Below are 17,113 nucleotides of genomic sequence, written 5' to 3' on the forward strand. Positions count from 1 at the left end.
TCAGCCGGAGAAGGAAAGTTTTTTCGGAGAAAACCCGCTCAGAGTGTCACCGTACCTGCTACAACGGTCTGGTAGGGAATGACAAGCTTCCAGACTTTTCCTTCGTAGCGGCACCAGATTGTCTGACTTTCACCGGCTTCGAGTCCTGCCCGGTGCGCGGCAACGACGATAAGGCGGTTTTTCAGCCGGGCGGCACGAACGCCGATAGGCTTGGGATCGTCGTAAAACCAGCGGAAACGGGCCGGACTCCAGTCATCCGGCCGGCCGGGCCAGGGCGAAGCGCCTTCCGGCGTCCACGTCTTTCCGCCATCCAGCGAAATTTCCGGACGGATGTCGTATTCTGTTTCAGGATCTTCCCAGAATTGATTGAAACGGGATACCCGCCACTTGCCCGCCTCAAACGCGAAATCGGAAACATTGAGCGGAATATCTCCCTGATGCCAATTGCAGAGACCACCTCCGGAGCGCCCGGCACCCGTCACCTGAAACCACAGCGGTAGTGATTCGATGATATGCGGTGCTACCATGTTCCAGTCGCCGCCTTCGTACCGTGTCATAATCCAGCTCATGCCTTTGTAGCCTTTTCCGGCAAATCTGGCCCGGGCATCCAGCCAGCTCAGGGCTTTGCCGATATGAAGGCTGCTTCTACGGGCATAGTCGGCAAAGTCGGCGTAGGGCTTACCAGGGCCGATGAGCGGCTCTTCGAAATGCGCGTAAGGTATCATTTCGAAATAAGTGAAACCGGCTTTGGCGTAAATCTCGTGCCGTACATCACCTCCAACGTTTCCATAGCGGTTTTGCACGCCGCCCGGGCCTCCGGGATACAGGTTGGCCCGCCCTGACGCGTACATGGCAAATTCGACTTCCGGATGTTGCTGGCGAAACTGACGCACCCCTTCCGCCAGTACCTGATTATTCATCCACGCCGGAGGAAATCCCTCCAGATCCAGATCGAACAATACCTTCGGGGTACCCAGGCGAAAATCACCAATGCGGGAATTCCAGAGATTGGTAAAGAAGGTTACAATGTCTTTCGGGTTGACCGTCACAGGGTTAGTCCACAGGCCATGCAGCGCTCCTCCCCGTTTGTTAAGGTCTTCATCGCCCAGCATCTCGTAAAAGCCGGTACCTGCCGGAAGGCTCTTTAAAAAGCTGAGGGCCTCGGCATTCGACATTTTCCCCTCTGCCACGGCTTCCACCACGTCGCGGATCGGGAAATAGGTATTGCCTTTGCGGATAAAGTCGCGGGACAGGTTCAACCGTCCGCTGCCGAGCTTCATACCCGACCAGAAGCTGCCCTTCGGCATGGTAAAGTCCGGAATTTCGGCAAGAGAAGGTTTGGTGACGCGGATGGTTTTTACTTCCCGGAACGGGACTTCGGCAACGGACTGCTGCTCCGTCCGGGTATCTTCCGAGCAGGCGTCGAGCCGGGGCCATAGTCCCCCCAGCAGGAGCAGGGCGAAGGCGGATCGTTTCATAGTGAAGGAATAAGACTCCCTTCCGGAACGTCGCCCGGAAGAGAATTATTGGCCCTGCTTATTTTTTCACCGCAAAGAGATCGCCTTTTTTCCAGGAAGGGCGCTTGCTGTTTTGCGCGATGAGGTAGCTGGTAAGGAAGTTGACTTCCACGTATTTTTGGGCTGCCGACCAGACGAAGGAATCGTTCAGTTCATCCGACGGCTTGTGGTAATGTGCTTCCCGCCAGACTTTTACCTTCTCGGCAAGTCCCGGAGTACCTTTAGCATAGCCGTACTTGATGTGAAGCGCCGGAATACCTGCTTTGACAAAGTTGTACTGATCGCTGCGGACAAACCGTCCTTCGGCCGGATCCGGGTCAGGTTCTACCTGCAAATGCGCCAGCGAGGCCGCCTGCTCCACCACTTTCATCAGGCTGCTGTGTTCGGCGCCCAGCGGCGCGATGGACTCAAGCGGCGTGAGTAACGTCGGCATGTCGGTATTGACATCCGCAACAATCGGCGATACCGTCGGAAACGCGTTGAAGTAGCCGGAGCCGAGCAGACCCATTTCTTCCGCTGTCACAAAAAGAAACACCAGCGATCGTGCCGGTCGTTTCTTCAGCGTTGCATACATCCGCGCGATTTCCAGGGCGCAGGCAACACCCGAGGCATTGTCATGCGCGCCGTTGTAAATCGAATCCCCGGCTACCGGCTTACCGATTCCGAGGTGGTCGAGGTGTGCGGAATGGATGACATATTCTTTCTTTCGCTTTGCGTCCGAGCCTTCGAGTTTCGCTGCAACGTTGTAGCTGACGATGTCTTCAAACCGGCTGGAAACGGATGCCTGAATCCGGGTCTTGAGCGCACGGCTCACATACTGCCCTTTTTCCAGCGCCTGCCAGAGACTATCCAGGCGAACCCCTTCGGCATCCATGATCTGCTGCAGCGCCTGTACGGACAGACTTCCGGCCAGCTGAATAGGTCCGCCGAAATGGGAAGAACAACTCACGCGGCGACCGTCTTTCGACAACGCCGCATTGATACCGTTGAGCTGGATATTCGTCCCCGAAGCTTTGAACAATACTTTGTTGGAAGCATAGGTACAGACCAGGAGCCCGGCCGCGCCATGTTTCGCCGCAAACTCCTGGAGCGTTGCGGCGTACTGCAGGTGGAGCTTGTAATTGGCGGGCAGGTGGTCGAGCGTCCGGCGAAGGAGAATAACTACCTTGCCTTTCACGTCTATGTTTTTGTAGTCGTCATAGCCCAGGGACGGCGCATCGAGACCTGCACCGACAAATACCAGAGGGGCGTCTATGCTGATTTCCTTTTTTTCGGGATGGGGATACACGATTACATCTTCGCCAAAAGCGAGCGTCTTCTGCGTTCCATCCGAAAACTTTACTGCGGCATCCGAAGCATTCAGTCTGGATTTGCGCAGGTATACCGGCTGCAGCCAGGTACCGTTTTCGCCGGCGGGTACAAGCCCCATGTCAGCAAATTGTCCGGTGACATAATCAACCGCCATCTGATACCCCGGCGTACCGGGTTTCCGGCCCTGGAGGCGGTTGTCCGACAGGTAGGCCACGTGGCCGCGAATGCGTGTGGTATCGATCTGGCCGAGGTGCCGGAGAACATCGCCCGGCACCTGGCTGTAACCCAGGAAAGGAAGGAACAGAAACAGGAGAATGCGGCGCATAGAGGGAGATAGTGTTAGTAGGGTTACAAGAGCTTTAGGCAGTACGCTTTAGGCAGTAGGCTGCGGGAGACAGGCTCGGGCTTCCGCTTACAGCTTACTGCTTATCGCTTACAGCACTAAAAGCTATAGGCTTTAGGCAGTAGGCTGCGGGAGACAGGCTCGGGCTTCCGCTTACAGCGTACTGCTTATCGCTTACAGCACTGAAAGCTGTAGGCTATAGGCTTTAGGCAGTAGGCTGCGGGAGACAGGCTCGGGCTTCCGCTTACAGCTTACTGCCTAAAGCTTACAGCACTAAAAAAAGCCCGCCGCTGATGCGACGGGCTCTCCTGCCTGGAGTATCCCTTTCTTAACTCATCAGTTCAGTGTACAGGGAAAAGAACGTATCCGAAATCTGTTCCTGCTCTTCGGGTAGATCGACTTTCTTGTCGGGAAGGGCATTCAGAATCTGATTCACGCTTTCGCTGTAATCTTCCTCGGCTTTGACGACCACGTCGGCGTATTGCGCGCCGATTTTGATGAATCCGTCGTAATCCAGGGAGCTGAGGCTGAGCAACATCTCATCGTTGATGTCCATCGCTTTCACCTTGTCGAGCAGCTCTTCCGTGAATTTGTAGCTGAAGGGATTGTTGTAGACCGAAAACACCGACTTTGTGTCTTTGAACATCGGGTCGTTGCGGTAGGTCGTCTTCAGGTACAGGGGAATGAGCGCCGTCATCCAGTCGTTGCAGTGGACGATGTCCGGAGACCAGCCCAGCTTGCGGACGGTTTCCAGCACGCCTTTACAGAAGAAGATCGCCCGCTCGTCGTTGTCGTCGTAGAACTTCTCATCCTTGTCAAAGAAGACCGACTTCCGGTGGAAATAGTCTTCGTTGTCGATGAAATACACCTGCAGCTTGGCGCTGGGAACGGATGCGACCTTGATTACCAGGGGTTTTTCGTCATCTCCTACTGAAATGTTAATTCCGGAGAGACGGACTACTTCGTGGAGGCGGTTTTTGCGCTCGTTGATCAGTCCAAACCGTGGTACAAGGATCCGGATTTCCATTCCCCGCTCCTGCATCGCCTGGGGAAGTTTTCGCACGTATTCGGCAACGTCGGTGATTTGTAAAAAGGGATTGATCTCACTGGCAACGTACAAAATCCGGAGTTTACTCATGGGGCATCAAGAGTTTACGGAATGGGTAAGGATATTCCAAAATCGGTTGCAAAAATATAAAAAATTTAGCCGATTCCCATGAAATAATTTCAAAAAAACTATACTTGCACGATTTTGCCGGAAAACTTTCCCATTCGAAAGCCCCCGGGTGTTTCTCTCTATCAGGGATCTCGCCAAAACACTTATATCTTCTTTGGACGCACCCGGACTGATTGCCTATGCACGTTTTTAACCACATCCAGGACCTGCGCGCGTACCTGGCGGCGCACGCCGGAAAATCCGTCGGATTTGTCCCGACCATGGGCGCCCTGCACGAAGGCCACCTGACCCTCATCCGCACCGCCCGCGCCGCCAATGACCTCTGCGTCTGCAGTATTTTCGTCAACCCGATTCAGTTCAACAATACAGACGACCTGGCCCGCTACCCGCGGGTACTGGAAGACGACGTAAGGCTTCTCGAAACCGTCGGCTGCGACGCCGTCTTCGCTCCGTCTGTCGAAGAAATGTACCCTACCCCTCCTGCCCTGACCATGCAGTTCGGGCCGCTGGAGCGGGTGCTCGAAGGCGCTTTCCGCCCCGGGCATTTCAGCGGCGTCGGCGTGGTGGTTTCCAAACTCCTGCACATCGTCTCGCCCGACCGGGTTTATTTCGGCCAGAAAGACCTCCAGCAATGCCTGGTGGTACGGCGCCTGATTGAAGACCTCAGCTTCCCGGTAGAGCAGGTCATCGTTCCGACGGTCCGGGAGGCCGACGGCCTGGCTATGTCGTCCCGTAACCGAAACCTTACACCTGAAGAGCGGGCCGCAGCTCCTTTCCTCTATGCGGAGCTGACACGCGCCGCGGAATCGCTGAAAGCCGGCACACCGGTAGACGACGTCAAAGCCTCGCTCGAAGCGGCCTTCGCCGCCCGGCCTGAATTCCGATTGGAATACTTCGACATTGCCGATACCACCGGACTCGTTTCCCTCGAAAGCTATCAACCCGGACAAGAAGCAGCCCTGACACTTGCTGCGCACCTGGGTAAGGTCCGGCTGATCGATAACGTCCTTCTTCACTGACAAAAAAAAGCCCGGCTTTCACCGGGCATAATCGTCTGAGATGAAGTGTATTGTTTGAGATGAAGTGATCAGCTGACTGAGAAAAAAATACAGGGCGTTCCGGGCCGGAACGCCCTTTTTGTTATTTCGCCCACCAGAGTTTGGTCTGCATATTATTCGATCCGCCCATGTTGCCGAGGGCTTCTTTCATGTTGGTACCGTTGAGATTTTCTTCGGAAGAAGGGTACGGCAGGCGGGACGGGATCTGTCCGGCGTTGTAGTTAATCGCCGGTGCTTTCAGAGCCGGTACGCCGGTCCGCCGGAACTCCGTCCAGGCTTCAATACCCTGCCCGAACAGCGCCAGCCATTTCTGCTCCAGTACCTGTGTCAGCGCCGTGGAGGCGTCAGCCGGCAGCGTCGTCGGATAGGCGGCAGGCAGCGTCAGGCTATATTGATCCATGGAAGCCTTGATACCGGCAGCATAGTTTGCCGCGGCAGTCCCCGCCGATGTTACCCCTTTCAACGCCGCTTCGGCCTTGATGAAGTTCAGTTCCGCGAAAGTCATCAGCACGGCGGGGGCCGTCGCCTGAACGAAGTAATCCCCTACTTTCGACGTCTGAGCCAGTCCAAGCGCGCCGGCATCGGTATTTGACAGCCCGTTCGGTACGCCGACGTACTTGTCACCCACCTTATTGGCATACACCCCCAGACGGGGATCGCTCAGCGCCTGCAGCTTATCCACCAGCGTTTTCGAAACCCGGTGATCGTCACGCGTTTTCCGGTTCTGGTTGATCGGGTTGTTGTTGGGCGCGTCGGTGAGGTATACGAGCTTCGCGTTATCCGAAACGGCCGTCATCACCGGGTACTTTGCCGGATTACCGAGAATGCGGTCGATTTCCGCCTTCGCATCTATCGTCGCGTCCGCCTTGCCAAGCATGCGGATGAGCAGGCGCAGGCTGAGAGTATTGGCGAATTTCTTCCACTTCGTCATATCTCCCGCGAAAAGAATATCGCCCTCCTTGCTGACGGTCTTGGCAGTGATGAGATCGCTGGCCGTCATGAGGTCTTTCACCAGACCGGCGTAGACGGCTTTCTGTGTATCATACTTCGGATAGACCGTTCCCTTCGTTCCCTGAAGCGCCTGGGAATACGGAATATCGCCATAGATATCCGTCAGCTGCGAAAAGGTATACGCCCGCATGATGAGGCCGATGGCCTGGTAGTTTTCGTTGCCGCCGGCCTTGCCCAGGTCGATGATCTTTTCGAAATCCGCATTGGCTTCGATGTAGTAAGCCTGCCAGGGAGAATCCTGTACGTCCGTCGTGAAATTATACTGGTCGATTTCCGTGTACTGAATCCGCGCCCAGTGCTGCGACCAGCAGGAGCCTACGTCCTGACCGAGCGAGCCGCCCCAGGTCGTATTCACAGCCAGCTTGATGCCGTGGGGCATGAGCAGCTCAGGCGGCAATACCGTCGGATCGTTGGGATTGGTATTGATGGCGTCGAAGTTCTTTTCGCAGCCCGTCGCCAGGAACAACCCGGCAAGAAGCGCCGCCGAACAGGAAAGTTTATGGAGAAGTCGCATGTTGTCTGTCGTTAAAGGCCGAAAGCCAGGTTGAAACCGATGCTGCGAGCCGACGGCAGGTTGCCGTTTTCAAAGCCCTGAACGTTTCCGTCGCCGTAGTAGCTCGTTTCCGGATCGATGTGCGGGACGTTCTTGTAAAGGAGCGCCAGGTTGCGGCCTACTGCCGAGAGCGTTACACCGCGGAAGGGCGTCCGGCCAAACCATTTCTGCGGCAGGGTATAGCTCACCCGCAGCTCACGCCACTTCACGTAGGAAGCGTCGAACATGTAGTTCTCGTTGTTGTTCCGGTTGTAGAAGTTGTGGTAGTAGTTTTCCGGAAGCAACACAGCCTTGGTATTCGGCGCATAGGTGAAGCTGCCGTCGGCGTTCTTCGTTTCGGTTACGCCGGGGGCGACGATATTTCCCGACTCCCGGCCCGGAAGCGTTTCCTTCAGCACGCCCGTGTACCGGCCGATGTTGATCCCCTGGGAGAAAATCTGTCCGCCGAAGCGTGCGTCAAACAAGGTACTGAGCGTAATTCCCTTGTACGATACCGACGTCTGGAAACCGCCTGTCCATTTCGGCATGATATTGCCGATTACCCGCCGGTCGGACGACATCACCGGATAACCGCTGGCGTCGATAATCATCTGCCCGTCCGGCGCGCGGCGGGTATAGGTACCGTAGAAGTTGCCGTACGGCGAGCCGGGGCGCGCTTCCAGGATCACATTCCGCAGGAGGGAACCGGTATTGATCTGGTAGTTCGACAGACCGCCGAGGTCCACTACTTCCGAGCGGTTGCGGGCATAGTTGAGGGTTACATCCCAACGGAAACCGTTGGCAAGTTTGATGGGCGTCGCAGAGAGCTCTACTTCGATACCGGAGTTGCGGATTTTCCCGGCGTTAATTACGGAGTTGTAGTACCCGGAACTCAGCGGTACGTTGGCGCGGAGAATCTGGTTGGAAGTAGCCTTGTCGTAATAGGTTACTTCCAGGTTGATCAGGTTCCGGAACAGGCGGGCTTCGATCCCGGCCTCGAAGGCCGTCGTCTGCTCGGGTTTCAGTTTGCTGTTGTAGATCAGGTTATTTTCGGAGAATGTCGTGACCGAACCCCAGGCGTCTTCCGCCTGATACACCTGCTGCGTGGTATACGGATCGGTATCATTCCCTACCTGTGCCCAGCCTGCGCGGGCTTTCAGGTACGAAACCGTGGCGCTGTTAAAACCAAGCGCTTCCGACAATACCGCACTACCGGAGACAGACGGATAGAAATAGCTCCGGTTGCCGGCAGGAAGGGTCGACGACCAATCGTTCCGCGCCGTCACGTCCAGGTAATAATAATCCCTATAGGAAAACGAGGCCGATCCATAGAGTGAGTTGACCGATTTCTTCGTACTCCGGTTGTAGACGTTCGGACGAACGGCCGAGTTGGCGATGTTATACAGGTTTGGAATCTTGAGTTCCGGCGCCTGGAGGTAGTCCCGCTGGAAATAGCTGTAGCGGTGGTTTCCGCCGACGCTTACTGTCGCCTGAAAGTCCCCGAAATGCTTATCCCCGGTTACGAGAAAGTCTGTATTGGTTTCCTGGACATAGACGTTGTCTTCAGCAAATTCGCCGTTGACCAGACCTACACCCTTGGCACGTTTGGTAATGCGGCGATCCAGCCCGAAATCCGTACCCGAACGGCCCATTACCTTCAGCCACGGCAGCACCTGATACGTCATTTGCACATTGCCCACTACCCGGTCCTTGTCGTTGCCATAGGTCTGGTGGCGGAGTACGTAATACGGGTTGTTCCAGTAGTTGGAGTTCCAGTTGCGCTGCACCGGCCATTGGCTCGGATCAGTACCGGGTTCTACTTCCTGGTTGAGATCGGCGAGGTCTACCTGCCGGCCAAACCAGATCCAGTACAGGTTCAGGTTCTGGCGGTTGTCGGAGCCGTCCTTGATGTAATTGACCGACGCCCGGGCGTTGAGTTTCGGCGTCAGGTGGTAGCTGGCGTTGAAAGCCAGGTTTTTCCGCTTGTAGTTGGTATTCGGATACATACCATCCTGATGCAGGTTGGTAAATGACAGGCGGAAGTCTCCTTTGTCGCTGCCGCCGGTGATCGCCACGTTGTTGGTGGTGGTCATACCGGTCCGGTGGAAGTTTTTGACGTTATCAGGATGGGCAATCCAGGGCGTAGGCACACGCTTGCCGGTAGCCGGGTCGATCGGCGAGTTGTACTGGGCGATGAGGCGGCCGTCCATTTTCGGGCCCCAGCTTTCGTCGACCCCGTCGTTGATACCGCCGCCTTTTCCGTCTACGTACTCGAATACGCCCCCTCCATAGGTCCCGTCTGCATTGACCTTCGAGAATCCCTGGCCGTATCCGTTCTGCCACTCCGGGAGGCGGAACGGCTTGTCGAAGGTGATGTTGGAGTTGACGGAGATACCGACTCCTTTCGATCCCCTTCCTGACTTTGTTGTAATGAGGATAACCCCGTTGGCCGCCCGGGAACCATACAGCGCAGCGGCATTTGCCCCTTTCAGCACGGAGATATTGTCGATGTCGTCGGGGTTGATGGCAGAGGCGCCGTTACCGTAGTCGACCGACACGTTGTTCGTATTGGTAGCCGAAGCGCTGGCGGCGGTATTGTAGCTGCCGTTGTCGATGGGAATACCGTCGACCACAAACAGCGGCTGGTTGTTTCCGCCGATGGAGTTGGCGCCGCGGATCATGATGCGGGAAGAAGCGCCGGGCTGGCCATTAGAACTGGTAACCTGGATACCGGCGATTTTACCGGAAAGCGCGTTGACGAGGTTGGTCGGGCGGGCTTGCGTCAGTTCCGAATTTTTAAGTTCCTGCACGCTGTAACCCAATGCTTTTTTGTCCCGTTCGATGCCGAGGGCCGTTACGACGACTTCCGTCAGGCTTTTGGCACTGACAGCCATCTGCACATTGAGGGTACTTTCATTTCCCACCTTCACTTCCATACTTGTAAACCCTACATAGCTGAATACCAATACGCTACCTGATGGAACAGACAGCTTGAACGCGCCGGCGGCGTCGGTAGTAGCGCCCTTCGTCTGCCCTTTCACCGAGATGGACACGCCGGGAAGCGGCTGGCCGTCCTCGGCCGACGTCACCACGCCCGAAAGCGGGCGATCCTGCGCTGTCGCCCAGAAACCTGCCAGTAAAAAGAATAGTGTAAAGAGTTTGTTCATGATGTGTAACCCGTTAAGTGAATGAAATACACGACCGGCCCGCTTCGGAGAAGAAAGCGGGAAGAACCTGTCAGAAAGGAAGGTGAGTACAGCCTACGGGAAATCGGAGGCTACCGGTTGAAGAGTCATTTTCGTTTCGTTTTAAATGGGAAGAAAGACCGGAATACGGGCTCCGGCCCGGTAACAGCATTCAATATTACCAAAAACACAACGAAAATAAAATGAATATTTTATCAATACGATACAATACAAAATATTATAACCAGAAATACAGATACTTAGGTATAAAATTCGTCAAACAAAGCAGAATAATTTAATAATATTCCAAATATTAACATTACCTTATTTTATCATCAATATGATAATTTAAGATAAAATCAATAAATACTATTCAAAACCAATAGACAAATAGGAGAATTTATACTGAATAACAGAAAAAGAAGACCAGATTCACATCTGAACTATACAAAAAAAAGCACCATACGGTGCCTTCCTGTTTGGTCTCACAGAGCTGCTAGCCCTTGGTGAGTGACCGGAACACAGCCTCCAGCGGCTGCCCGGTACTCCGCAGATCCTCCAGCGACTGATCCGCCACGACCGTTCCCTTGCTCAGAATGATCGCACGGCTGCAGATCGCTTCTACTTCCTGCATGATATGCGTCGAAAACAGGACGGTCTTCTGAGCGCCGATCGATTTGATCACGGACCGGATTTCCACGAGCTGATTGGGATCCAGACCGGTGGTCGGCTCATCGAGGATCAGCACCTCCGGATCATGAATCAATGCCTGCGCAAGGCCTACGCGTTGCCGGTACCCTTTGGATAACTGTCCGATTTTTTTCCGGTATTCGGGTTCGAGGCCTACCTGTGCGACGACCTCGTCTACCCGGCGGCTGAGCGTTTGTCCGCTCAAGCCATATAGTCCGCCGATAAACCGGAGAAACTCCTTGACGTACAAATCGAGGTACAGAGGATTGTGTTCGGGCAGGTATCCGATGCGTTTGCGAACCTCGCGGGAATGCGCCACTACGTCGTATCCGGCTACTTCGACCGTACCTGAGGTCGGGAGCAGATACCCCGTGGCGATTTTCATCGTCGTGGATTTACCGGCGCCGTTCGGACCGAGAAAGCCGACGATTTCGCCGGGATTGACGGCAAAACTGATCTGATCGACAGCCTTTTGCTGCCCATACACCTTGGTTAACTCACGAACGATGATCGACACCTTGCGCTTCTGGGGTTTAGGAGACTCGTAGTCTGTTGACCGCAAAATAAACGCCAACAAACCGAAAATCGGCATACCAGCCCGAACATTGGACCGCGAAGCCCGCTTGTCTATTTTCAGGACGGGCCGGGTTGACTCCTCACGCCGATTCCCTATTTTTACCCAATCATTTCATCAAACCGGATCGATTCCCCACCGCTTCCCGGAGAAAACCCGCCTTTTTGAGGCAATCAGGTTTTGCTTCCGGTGCAAGGCCGGTCGGTTCGGTCGTTCACGAAAACTCATACCCTGTGGCCAAAAACTCCCTCTTTCGTAAAAAATCCATCGCGCAAGTCCTCTCCAACGACGCCACCGGCGAGTCTCACGGATTAGCGAAAGTACTCGGAGTACGGGATCTGACGTCCCTCGGTATTGCGGCCATCATCGGCGCAGGAATTTTCAGCACCATCGGCCGCGCCAGTTTCGACGGCGGCCCTGCCGTATCTCTTCTTTTCGTCTTTACAGCCATAGCCTGTGTATTTACTGCGCTGAGCTATGCGCAGTTTGCCTCCACGGTGCCGGTGTCCGGCAGCGCCTATACCTATGCCTACGTTTCGTTCGGTGAATTGTTTGCCTGGATTATCGGCTGGGCGCTGATTCTGGAATATGCCGTTTCCAATATGGTAGTGGCCATTTCCTGGTCTGAATACTTTACATCAATGCTTGCCGGTTTCGGCATGCACCTGCCCGAGTGGCTAACGGTTGATCCGGCTTCGGCCAAACCGGAAGTCCGCGCCGCCGCGCCGGTCATTGCCGGTATCCGCATCATCTGCGACTTACCCGCCGGGCTGATCACAGCCCTGGTGACGGCCCTCGTGTACGTCGGTATCCGGGAATCGCGGAATGCCTCCAACCTGCTGGTAGCCTTGAAACTGGCGGTGATTTTGCTGGTCATCGGCGCGGGGGTCTTCTACGTGAAGCCGGAAAACTGGTCGCCCTTCGCTCCCAATGGCGTAGGCGGTGTACTCAGCGGTGTTGCGGCGGTCTTCTTCGCGTTTATCGGATTTGATTCGATCTCGACAACAGCTGAGGAATGCGTCAATCCCCAGCGTGACCTGCCCAAAGCGATGATTTACTGCCTCGCGATTTGCACTGTGCTGTATGTAGCAATCACGCTGGTGCTGACGGGGATGGTTCATTACAAGGAACTGAATGTCGACGATCCCCTGGCCTATGTTTTCCACAAGGTTGGGTTTGATTTTGTGGCGGGTGTCATTTCTGTGTCGGCAGTGATCGCGATTACGAGCGCGCTGCTGGTGTATCAGCTCGGCCAGCCGCGTATCTGGATGACGATGAGCCGCGACGGGCTCCTCTGGCCCAAATTCGCCAAAGTACACCCGAAGTACCATACCCCTTCGTTTGCGACGATTGTGACGGGTCTGGTTGTAGCTATTCCGTCCATGTTTTTTGATATGGGCTTCTTTGTCGACCTGACAAGTGTAGGAACATTCTTTGCTTTCATTCTGGTATGCAGCGGGGTATTGTACCTGGATTACAAGGGCCTGACGCAGTATTCGAAATTCCGCGTACCGTATGTCAACGGGCAGTATATCATCGGTCTCGGATTTCTGATAGCCTTCGGTTTCGCGCTGAAGGGCGGGCACTTTATTCTTGCCATCGAGGAAAAACCGCTGCTTTTTGTTTTCTGGATTACCTGGGCGGGGCTTTCGGTGGCTGCATTCCGCCTGAAGTTCTCCCTGCTGCCTGTACTGGGCATTCTCACCAATCTGTACCTGATGACCGAACTCGGTATTTCGAACTGGGGGGCGTTTGCGGCCTGGCTCGTCATCGGACTGGTGATTTATTTCGGATACGGCCACAAACATTCCCGTCTCGCCAAAGCCTCCTGATCCATGCTGCGACTGCTTTTCTTTGCCCTCCTCCTGTTCGGAACGGCGGCCACCGCCCAGAAACGGGTTATCGAATCGGACCTGGCGCCGGCGCCGATCGGGCCCTACAGCCAGGCCATTGACGTCAACGGAACGGTCTATGTTTCCGGACAGATCGGGCTGATTCCGGGAGCCGGGAAGCTCGTCGCCGGAGGCATTGACACAGAAGTACCCCGGATCATGGAAAACATACAGGCCATTCTGAAAGCGGCCAACCTGACCCTGCGGGAAATAGTAAGCACGACGATTTACGTCAAAAACATGGCGGACTTTCCCCGGATCAACAAGTTGTATGAAAGTTATTTTACGGGAGAATACCCGGCGAGAAGTACGGTGGGTGTTGCGGATTTGCCGGCTGGCGCAAATGTGGAAATAGCCGTAATCGCTGTCAGAAGGAAATATTAAAGTCTGTGAAGTCTGTGTAGTCTGTGAGAGATTTTTTCTCACAGACTACACAGACTTCACAGAAGAAAAAGCGAGCGGCTGCCCCGGATGGGGGCAGCCGCTCGCTTTTTTTCAGTTTCGTTGCTACAAAACGGCCTAGCCGTTGAGCAGTTTCCATTCGTTGAAGAACTTGTCTCCGGAAGCGCTCCTGGGCAGCGTCGGCTTTTTGACGACCTGGCGAGAGGGCTTCCAGACCAAACCAAGTTTGATCAGCAAGCGGCGGGTGGCAAAAGAATAATTCATGGCTTCCACGGTAAAATGTGTTTCACTTACTAACGCAACCGCGTTTTCGTATGGTATGTTCCACAGGAAGAAAAAAAATGTACTATTCGTATAAAAGTTTAGTATTCTTCCAACAGGGTAAAGTCTTTGTTAAAAAATCATACCAATAAGCTGATCTGCCGGTCATTAGGTGCAAAAAAAAAGCCCCTCCGTATTCAGGAGAGGCGTTAGATAAGTGGCAGCCGGATCAGTCGTTCCGGCGACCGCCCATCAGCAGACTCACGTAGTACAGCAGCGTGGCCAGCGAGCCGATTGCGGCGACCACATACGTGCGCGCGGCCCATTTGAGGGCATCTGCGGCCATGTCGTATTCGCGGTTGTTGGCTACGCCGGTACGCTGAATCCAGGCCAGTGCCCGGTTGGAAGCGTCGTATTCAACAGGAAGTGTCACAAAACTGAAGACCGTCGTCACCGCAAAAAGCGCGACGCCGATCGCCAGCGGAATGGGCGTGGTATTGAGCAGGAAAATCCCTGCCAGAATAATCCACTGCATCCAGCTGGAGGCAATGCTGAGGAACGGCACCATCGAACTCCGGAACTGCAGCCAGGTATAAGCCGTCGCATGTTGCACAGCGTGCCCGCATTCGTGCGCGGCGACGGCAGCGGCGGCTACGCTTCGGCCATAATACACGTCGTTGCTGAGGTTAACCGTTTTATCGGCCGGATTGTAGTGGTCGGTCAGTTGCCCTTCCACCGAGATCACCCGGACGTCATAGATGCCGTTGTCACGGAGCATCTTCTCGGCGATTTCTTTACCGGAAAGGCCAATGGAAAGCCCTACCTGGGAATATTCGTTGAACTTACTGCGTAGGCGCCAGCTGATGAACATGCTGACAGCCATCACAATCAAACCTATTAAATAAGCTCCTGCCATGGTGGTAGTGGTTATGTTCGGATCAGAAACTCTTCTTGATCTTTTCTATTAACGACGTGGTCGAAAAACCCTGTACAAGCGGGACCGTTTTCACCTCGCCTCCGTTGGCCAGTACAAAATCCGAGCCAACGATCGTTTCGACGGAATAGTCGTCTCCTTTGACCAAAATGTCAGGTTTCACGGCCTCAATCAGCTCTTTCGGGGTGTCTTCGTCAAACAAAATGACAGTATCCACGAACGAAAGCGCCGCCATAAGCCGGGCGCGGGCACTTTCGTTGACGACCGGCCGGAGCGGGCCCTTGAGCCGGCTGACCGACGCGTCGGTATTCAGCCCGAGCACGAGGCGGTCGCCGAGGTTGCGGGCCTTTTCAAGGTAATCGACATGCCCCATGTGAACAATATCGAAACAACCGTTCGTAAAAACTACTTTCTCTCCGCGGGCTTTCCAGGACGTGATTTCGTCCAGTGCCTCTGTCCGGGATTTTATTTTGGATGCGGTATTCATGCAGGTCGACGTCTTCCGAGGAAGGTGGATAATAAAAACAGGGAACCGATAGCCAGCGTAGCCAGCATCTGCGAACTCTGGATAAAGGTAGCCAATGTTCCGCTGTCCGTTTCCGGAATTTGATAAATGGAGTGAAGCGCAAAAGCCACAAACGCATTGAATGAACCGACACCTCCCGGCGTAGGCAGAATCATCGCCAGCGCGCCGGTAGTGAGTACGGTCAACGCCACCAAGGGCGACAGCACCGCAAATTTCGGTATCGCGAAAAACAGGACATAGCCCATCGCCCAGTACATTCCCCAGATCATCGCCGTATAAAACAGAAACAGGCCCGGCCGGCGCAGTTTGCGGATACTCAGCAGGCCGTCGAGCAGACCTTTGCCCGTTTTCGCCAGCTTCCGGACAATCGCCAGTTGCAGCAGTTGCTCCCGGAGAAAAAAGACGAGCAGCCCGCCGCCAATCAGCAACGCCAGCACCACCCAGATCAGCACCGGCACGCCTTTGCCTTCCTGGGGAGTAGCCGACGTGGCACCCTGAATGAAGGTGAGGAGCCGGTCGAAATCGAGCAACAGGTTCAGACCCAGCAGGAGGAACAACGTGACGACATCAAAAATTCGCTCCGTCACAACAGTACCCAGTGATTTTTCGATCGGTATTTCGTCGCTTTTGTACAGCGCACTGCAACGGGTAACTTCTCCGAGACGTGGAACCAGGTTATTGGCGAAATACCCCAGCCAGACCGCCGTGTTCGTTCGTAAAAAAGACGGGTGATACCCCATCGGTTCGAGGAGAATCTGCCAGCGGGCGGCGCGGCTGCCATGTGCGACAAACGTGAGAGCGACCATCAGAATCACCCAGCGGAAGTCGGCATGGGAAACGTCATTCCAGAGTTGCTGAGGGTTGATGGTACCGGTATGAACGGCAAACCAGATAAGTCCGGCAGCAAGGCCGAGAAACAGCAGGTATTGAACGGTTTTTTTCATGGACGAACAGACAGTCCCGCAAAAATAAAAAAGAGGTGGTCCGTTTCCGAACCACCTGCTGGTTGGTATGGCGGGGTCAGAGGACCAGCCGGTTGTTGTGATCTGGGAAGACGACGGTAGGCTTATGTACTTTGGCTTCTTCGGGCGTCATAAGGGCGTAGGCCATGATGATGACGATGTCGCCGACCTGAGCTCTGCGGGCGGCCGCACCGTTGAGGCAGATGGTGCCGGAGCCCCGCTCGCCTTTGATGACATACGTTTCAAACCGCTCGCCGTTATTGTTGTTGACCACCTGGACCTTTTCGTGCTCAAGGAGGTTGGCAGCGTCCATCAGGTCTTCGTCGATGGTGATACTGCCGACATAATTCAGCTCCGCCTGTGTCACGCGGACACGGTGAAGCTTGGATTTCATGATTGTCAGGAACATGTCGATTACTGTTTCCAAAACCCCGGAACGACTTCCGGGCCGGCAAAGTTCGGAAAAGTTTTCTTCCCTGTGTACCTCCGGCAGACAGAAACCGGCGGAAACCCGGCACAGGCAACGGGGCGGCGGAAAAAATTGCCCCCGGATACGCATTTTGCACAAACGGTTGTCCATCCCTTTACAAACGTTTGCGCATCTGCCAAGATACAGGCCGCTTTCTTTCCGACGGGTATCAACCCTTGTTTGCAGCGTACGGGGAATGTAATTTCCGTTCAGATTATCGGGAACGCCGCAATTTCCGCTTTCTACTTGTCCTCCCGCCGCGGAGGAGG

14 protein-coding genes are annotated in these 17,113 nt (G+C 54.8%); 3 read left to right on the top strand and 11 right to left on the bottom strand.

The window, feature by feature from the left end:
• Positions 1–38 precede the first annotated feature (38 nt).
• The 3 genes from BLR09_RS11170 to BLR09_RS11180 all read right to left on the bottom strand — a co-directional run bounded on the left by BLR09_RS11170 (position 39) and on the right by BLR09_RS11180 (position 4,309).
• Positions 39–1,478, bottom strand: a complete 1,440-nt coding sequence (locus BLR09_RS11170; RefSeq protein ID WP_093201804.1) for a hypothetical protein — start codon at positions 1,476–1,478, stop codon at positions 39–41.
• Between the two features lie 58 nt (positions 1,479–1,536).
• The gene (locus BLR09_RS11175; protein WP_093201806.1) at positions 1,537–3,153 is read right to left on the bottom strand and encodes a M20/M25/M40 family metallo-hydrolase; all 1,617 of its coding nucleotides are present in this window, start codon (positions 3,151–3,153) and stop codon (positions 1,537–1,539) included.
• Between the two features lie 346 nt (positions 3,154–3,499).
• Complete coding sequence (locus tag BLR09_RS11180; RefSeq protein WP_093201809.1) at positions 3,500–4,309, bottom strand: glycogen/starch synthase; 810 nt, start codon at positions 4,307–4,309, stop codon at positions 3,500–3,502.
• A 218-nt stretch (positions 4,310–4,527) separates the two neighbouring features.
• Here BLR09_RS11180 and panC point away from each other — a divergent pair, with 218 nt between their 5' ends.
• Positions 4,528–5,367 (top strand): pantoate--beta-alanine ligase, encoded by an 840-nt coding sequence (panC, locus tag BLR09_RS11185; protein WP_093201811.1) that lies wholly within the window; start codon positions 4,528–4,530, stop codon positions 5,365–5,367.
• Between the two features lie 121 nt (positions 5,368–5,488).
• Here panC and BLR09_RS11190 read toward each other — a convergent pair whose 3' ends face one another.
• From BLR09_RS11190 to BLR09_RS11205, 3 genes are all read right to left on the bottom strand, one after another.
• Positions 5,489–6,931 (bottom strand): SusD/RagB family nutrient-binding outer membrane lipoprotein, encoded by a 1,443-nt coding sequence (locus BLR09_RS11190; RefSeq protein WP_093201814.1) that lies wholly within the window; start codon positions 6,929–6,931, stop codon positions 5,489–5,491.
• An 11-nt stretch (positions 6,932–6,942) separates the two neighbouring features.
• The gene (locus BLR09_RS11195) at positions 6,943–10,116 is read right to left on the bottom strand and encodes a SusC/RagA family TonB-linked outer membrane protein (protein ID WP_093201817.1); all 3,174 of its coding nucleotides are present in this window, start codon (positions 10,114–10,116) and stop codon (positions 6,943–6,945) included.
• A 514-nt stretch (positions 10,117–10,630) separates the two neighbouring features.
• Complete coding sequence (locus BLR09_RS11205; protein WP_093202848.1) at positions 10,631–11,341, bottom strand: ATP-binding cassette domain-containing protein; 711 nt, start codon at positions 11,339–11,341, stop codon at positions 10,631–10,633.
• Positions 11,342–11,631: 290 nt separating this feature from the next.
• On the opposite strand from BLR09_RS11205, the gene BLR09_RS11210 reads away from it, so the two are divergent.
• Both BLR09_RS11210 and BLR09_RS11215 read left to right on the top strand, forming a co-directional pair.
• Complete coding sequence (locus tag BLR09_RS11210) at positions 11,632–13,230, top strand: amino acid permease (RefSeq protein ID WP_093201823.1); 1,599 nt, start codon at positions 11,632–11,634, stop codon at positions 13,228–13,230.
• Between the two features lie 3 nt (positions 13,231–13,233).
• Positions 13,234–13,674 (top strand): Rid family detoxifying hydrolase, encoded by a 441-nt coding sequence (locus tag BLR09_RS11215; RefSeq protein WP_093201826.1) that lies wholly within the window; start codon positions 13,234–13,236, stop codon positions 13,672–13,674.
• Positions 13,675–13,809: 135 nt separating this feature from the next.
• Here BLR09_RS11215 and BLR09_RS25505 read toward each other — a convergent pair whose 3' ends face one another.
• From BLR09_RS25505 to panD, 5 genes are all read right to left on the bottom strand, one after another.
• A complete protein-coding gene (locus tag BLR09_RS25505; RefSeq protein ID WP_176785521.1) occupies positions 13,810–13,956 on the bottom strand; it encodes a hypothetical protein in 147 nt (48 codons plus the stop codon).
• A gap of 226 nt (positions 13,957–14,182) precedes the next feature.
• Positions 14,183–14,869 (bottom strand): zinc metallopeptidase, encoded by a 687-nt coding sequence (locus tag BLR09_RS11220; protein ID WP_093201828.1) that lies wholly within the window; start codon positions 14,867–14,869, stop codon positions 14,183–14,185.
• Between the two features lie 22 nt (positions 14,870–14,891).
• Positions 14,892–15,374 (bottom strand): D-glycero-beta-D-manno-heptose 1-phosphate adenylyltransferase, encoded by a 483-nt coding sequence (gene rfaE2, locus BLR09_RS11225; RefSeq protein WP_093201831.1) that lies wholly within the window; start codon positions 15,372–15,374, stop codon positions 14,892–14,894.
• Positions 15,371–16,357 carry a lysylphosphatidylglycerol synthase transmembrane domain-containing protein gene (locus BLR09_RS11230; RefSeq protein ID WP_093201833.1) on the bottom strand — a complete coding sequence of 329 codons (987 nt, stop codon included), beginning with the start codon at positions 16,355–16,357 and terminating at the stop codon, positions 15,371–15,373. The genes rfaE2 and BLR09_RS11230 overlap by 4 nt, the downstream gene beginning before the upstream one ends.
• A gap of 76 nt (positions 16,358–16,433) precedes the next feature.
• Positions 16,434–16,784, bottom strand: a complete 351-nt coding sequence (panD, locus tag BLR09_RS11235) for an aspartate 1-decarboxylase (protein WP_093202850.1) — start codon at positions 16,782–16,784, stop codon at positions 16,434–16,436.
• Positions 16,785–17,113: the final 329 nt, after the last annotated feature.

Source organism: Siphonobacter aquaeclarae (assembly GCF_900103285.1).
GTDB classification, from domain to species: domain Bacteria; phylum Bacteroidota; class Bacteroidia; order Cytophagales; family Spirosomataceae; genus Siphonobacter; species Siphonobacter aquaeclarae.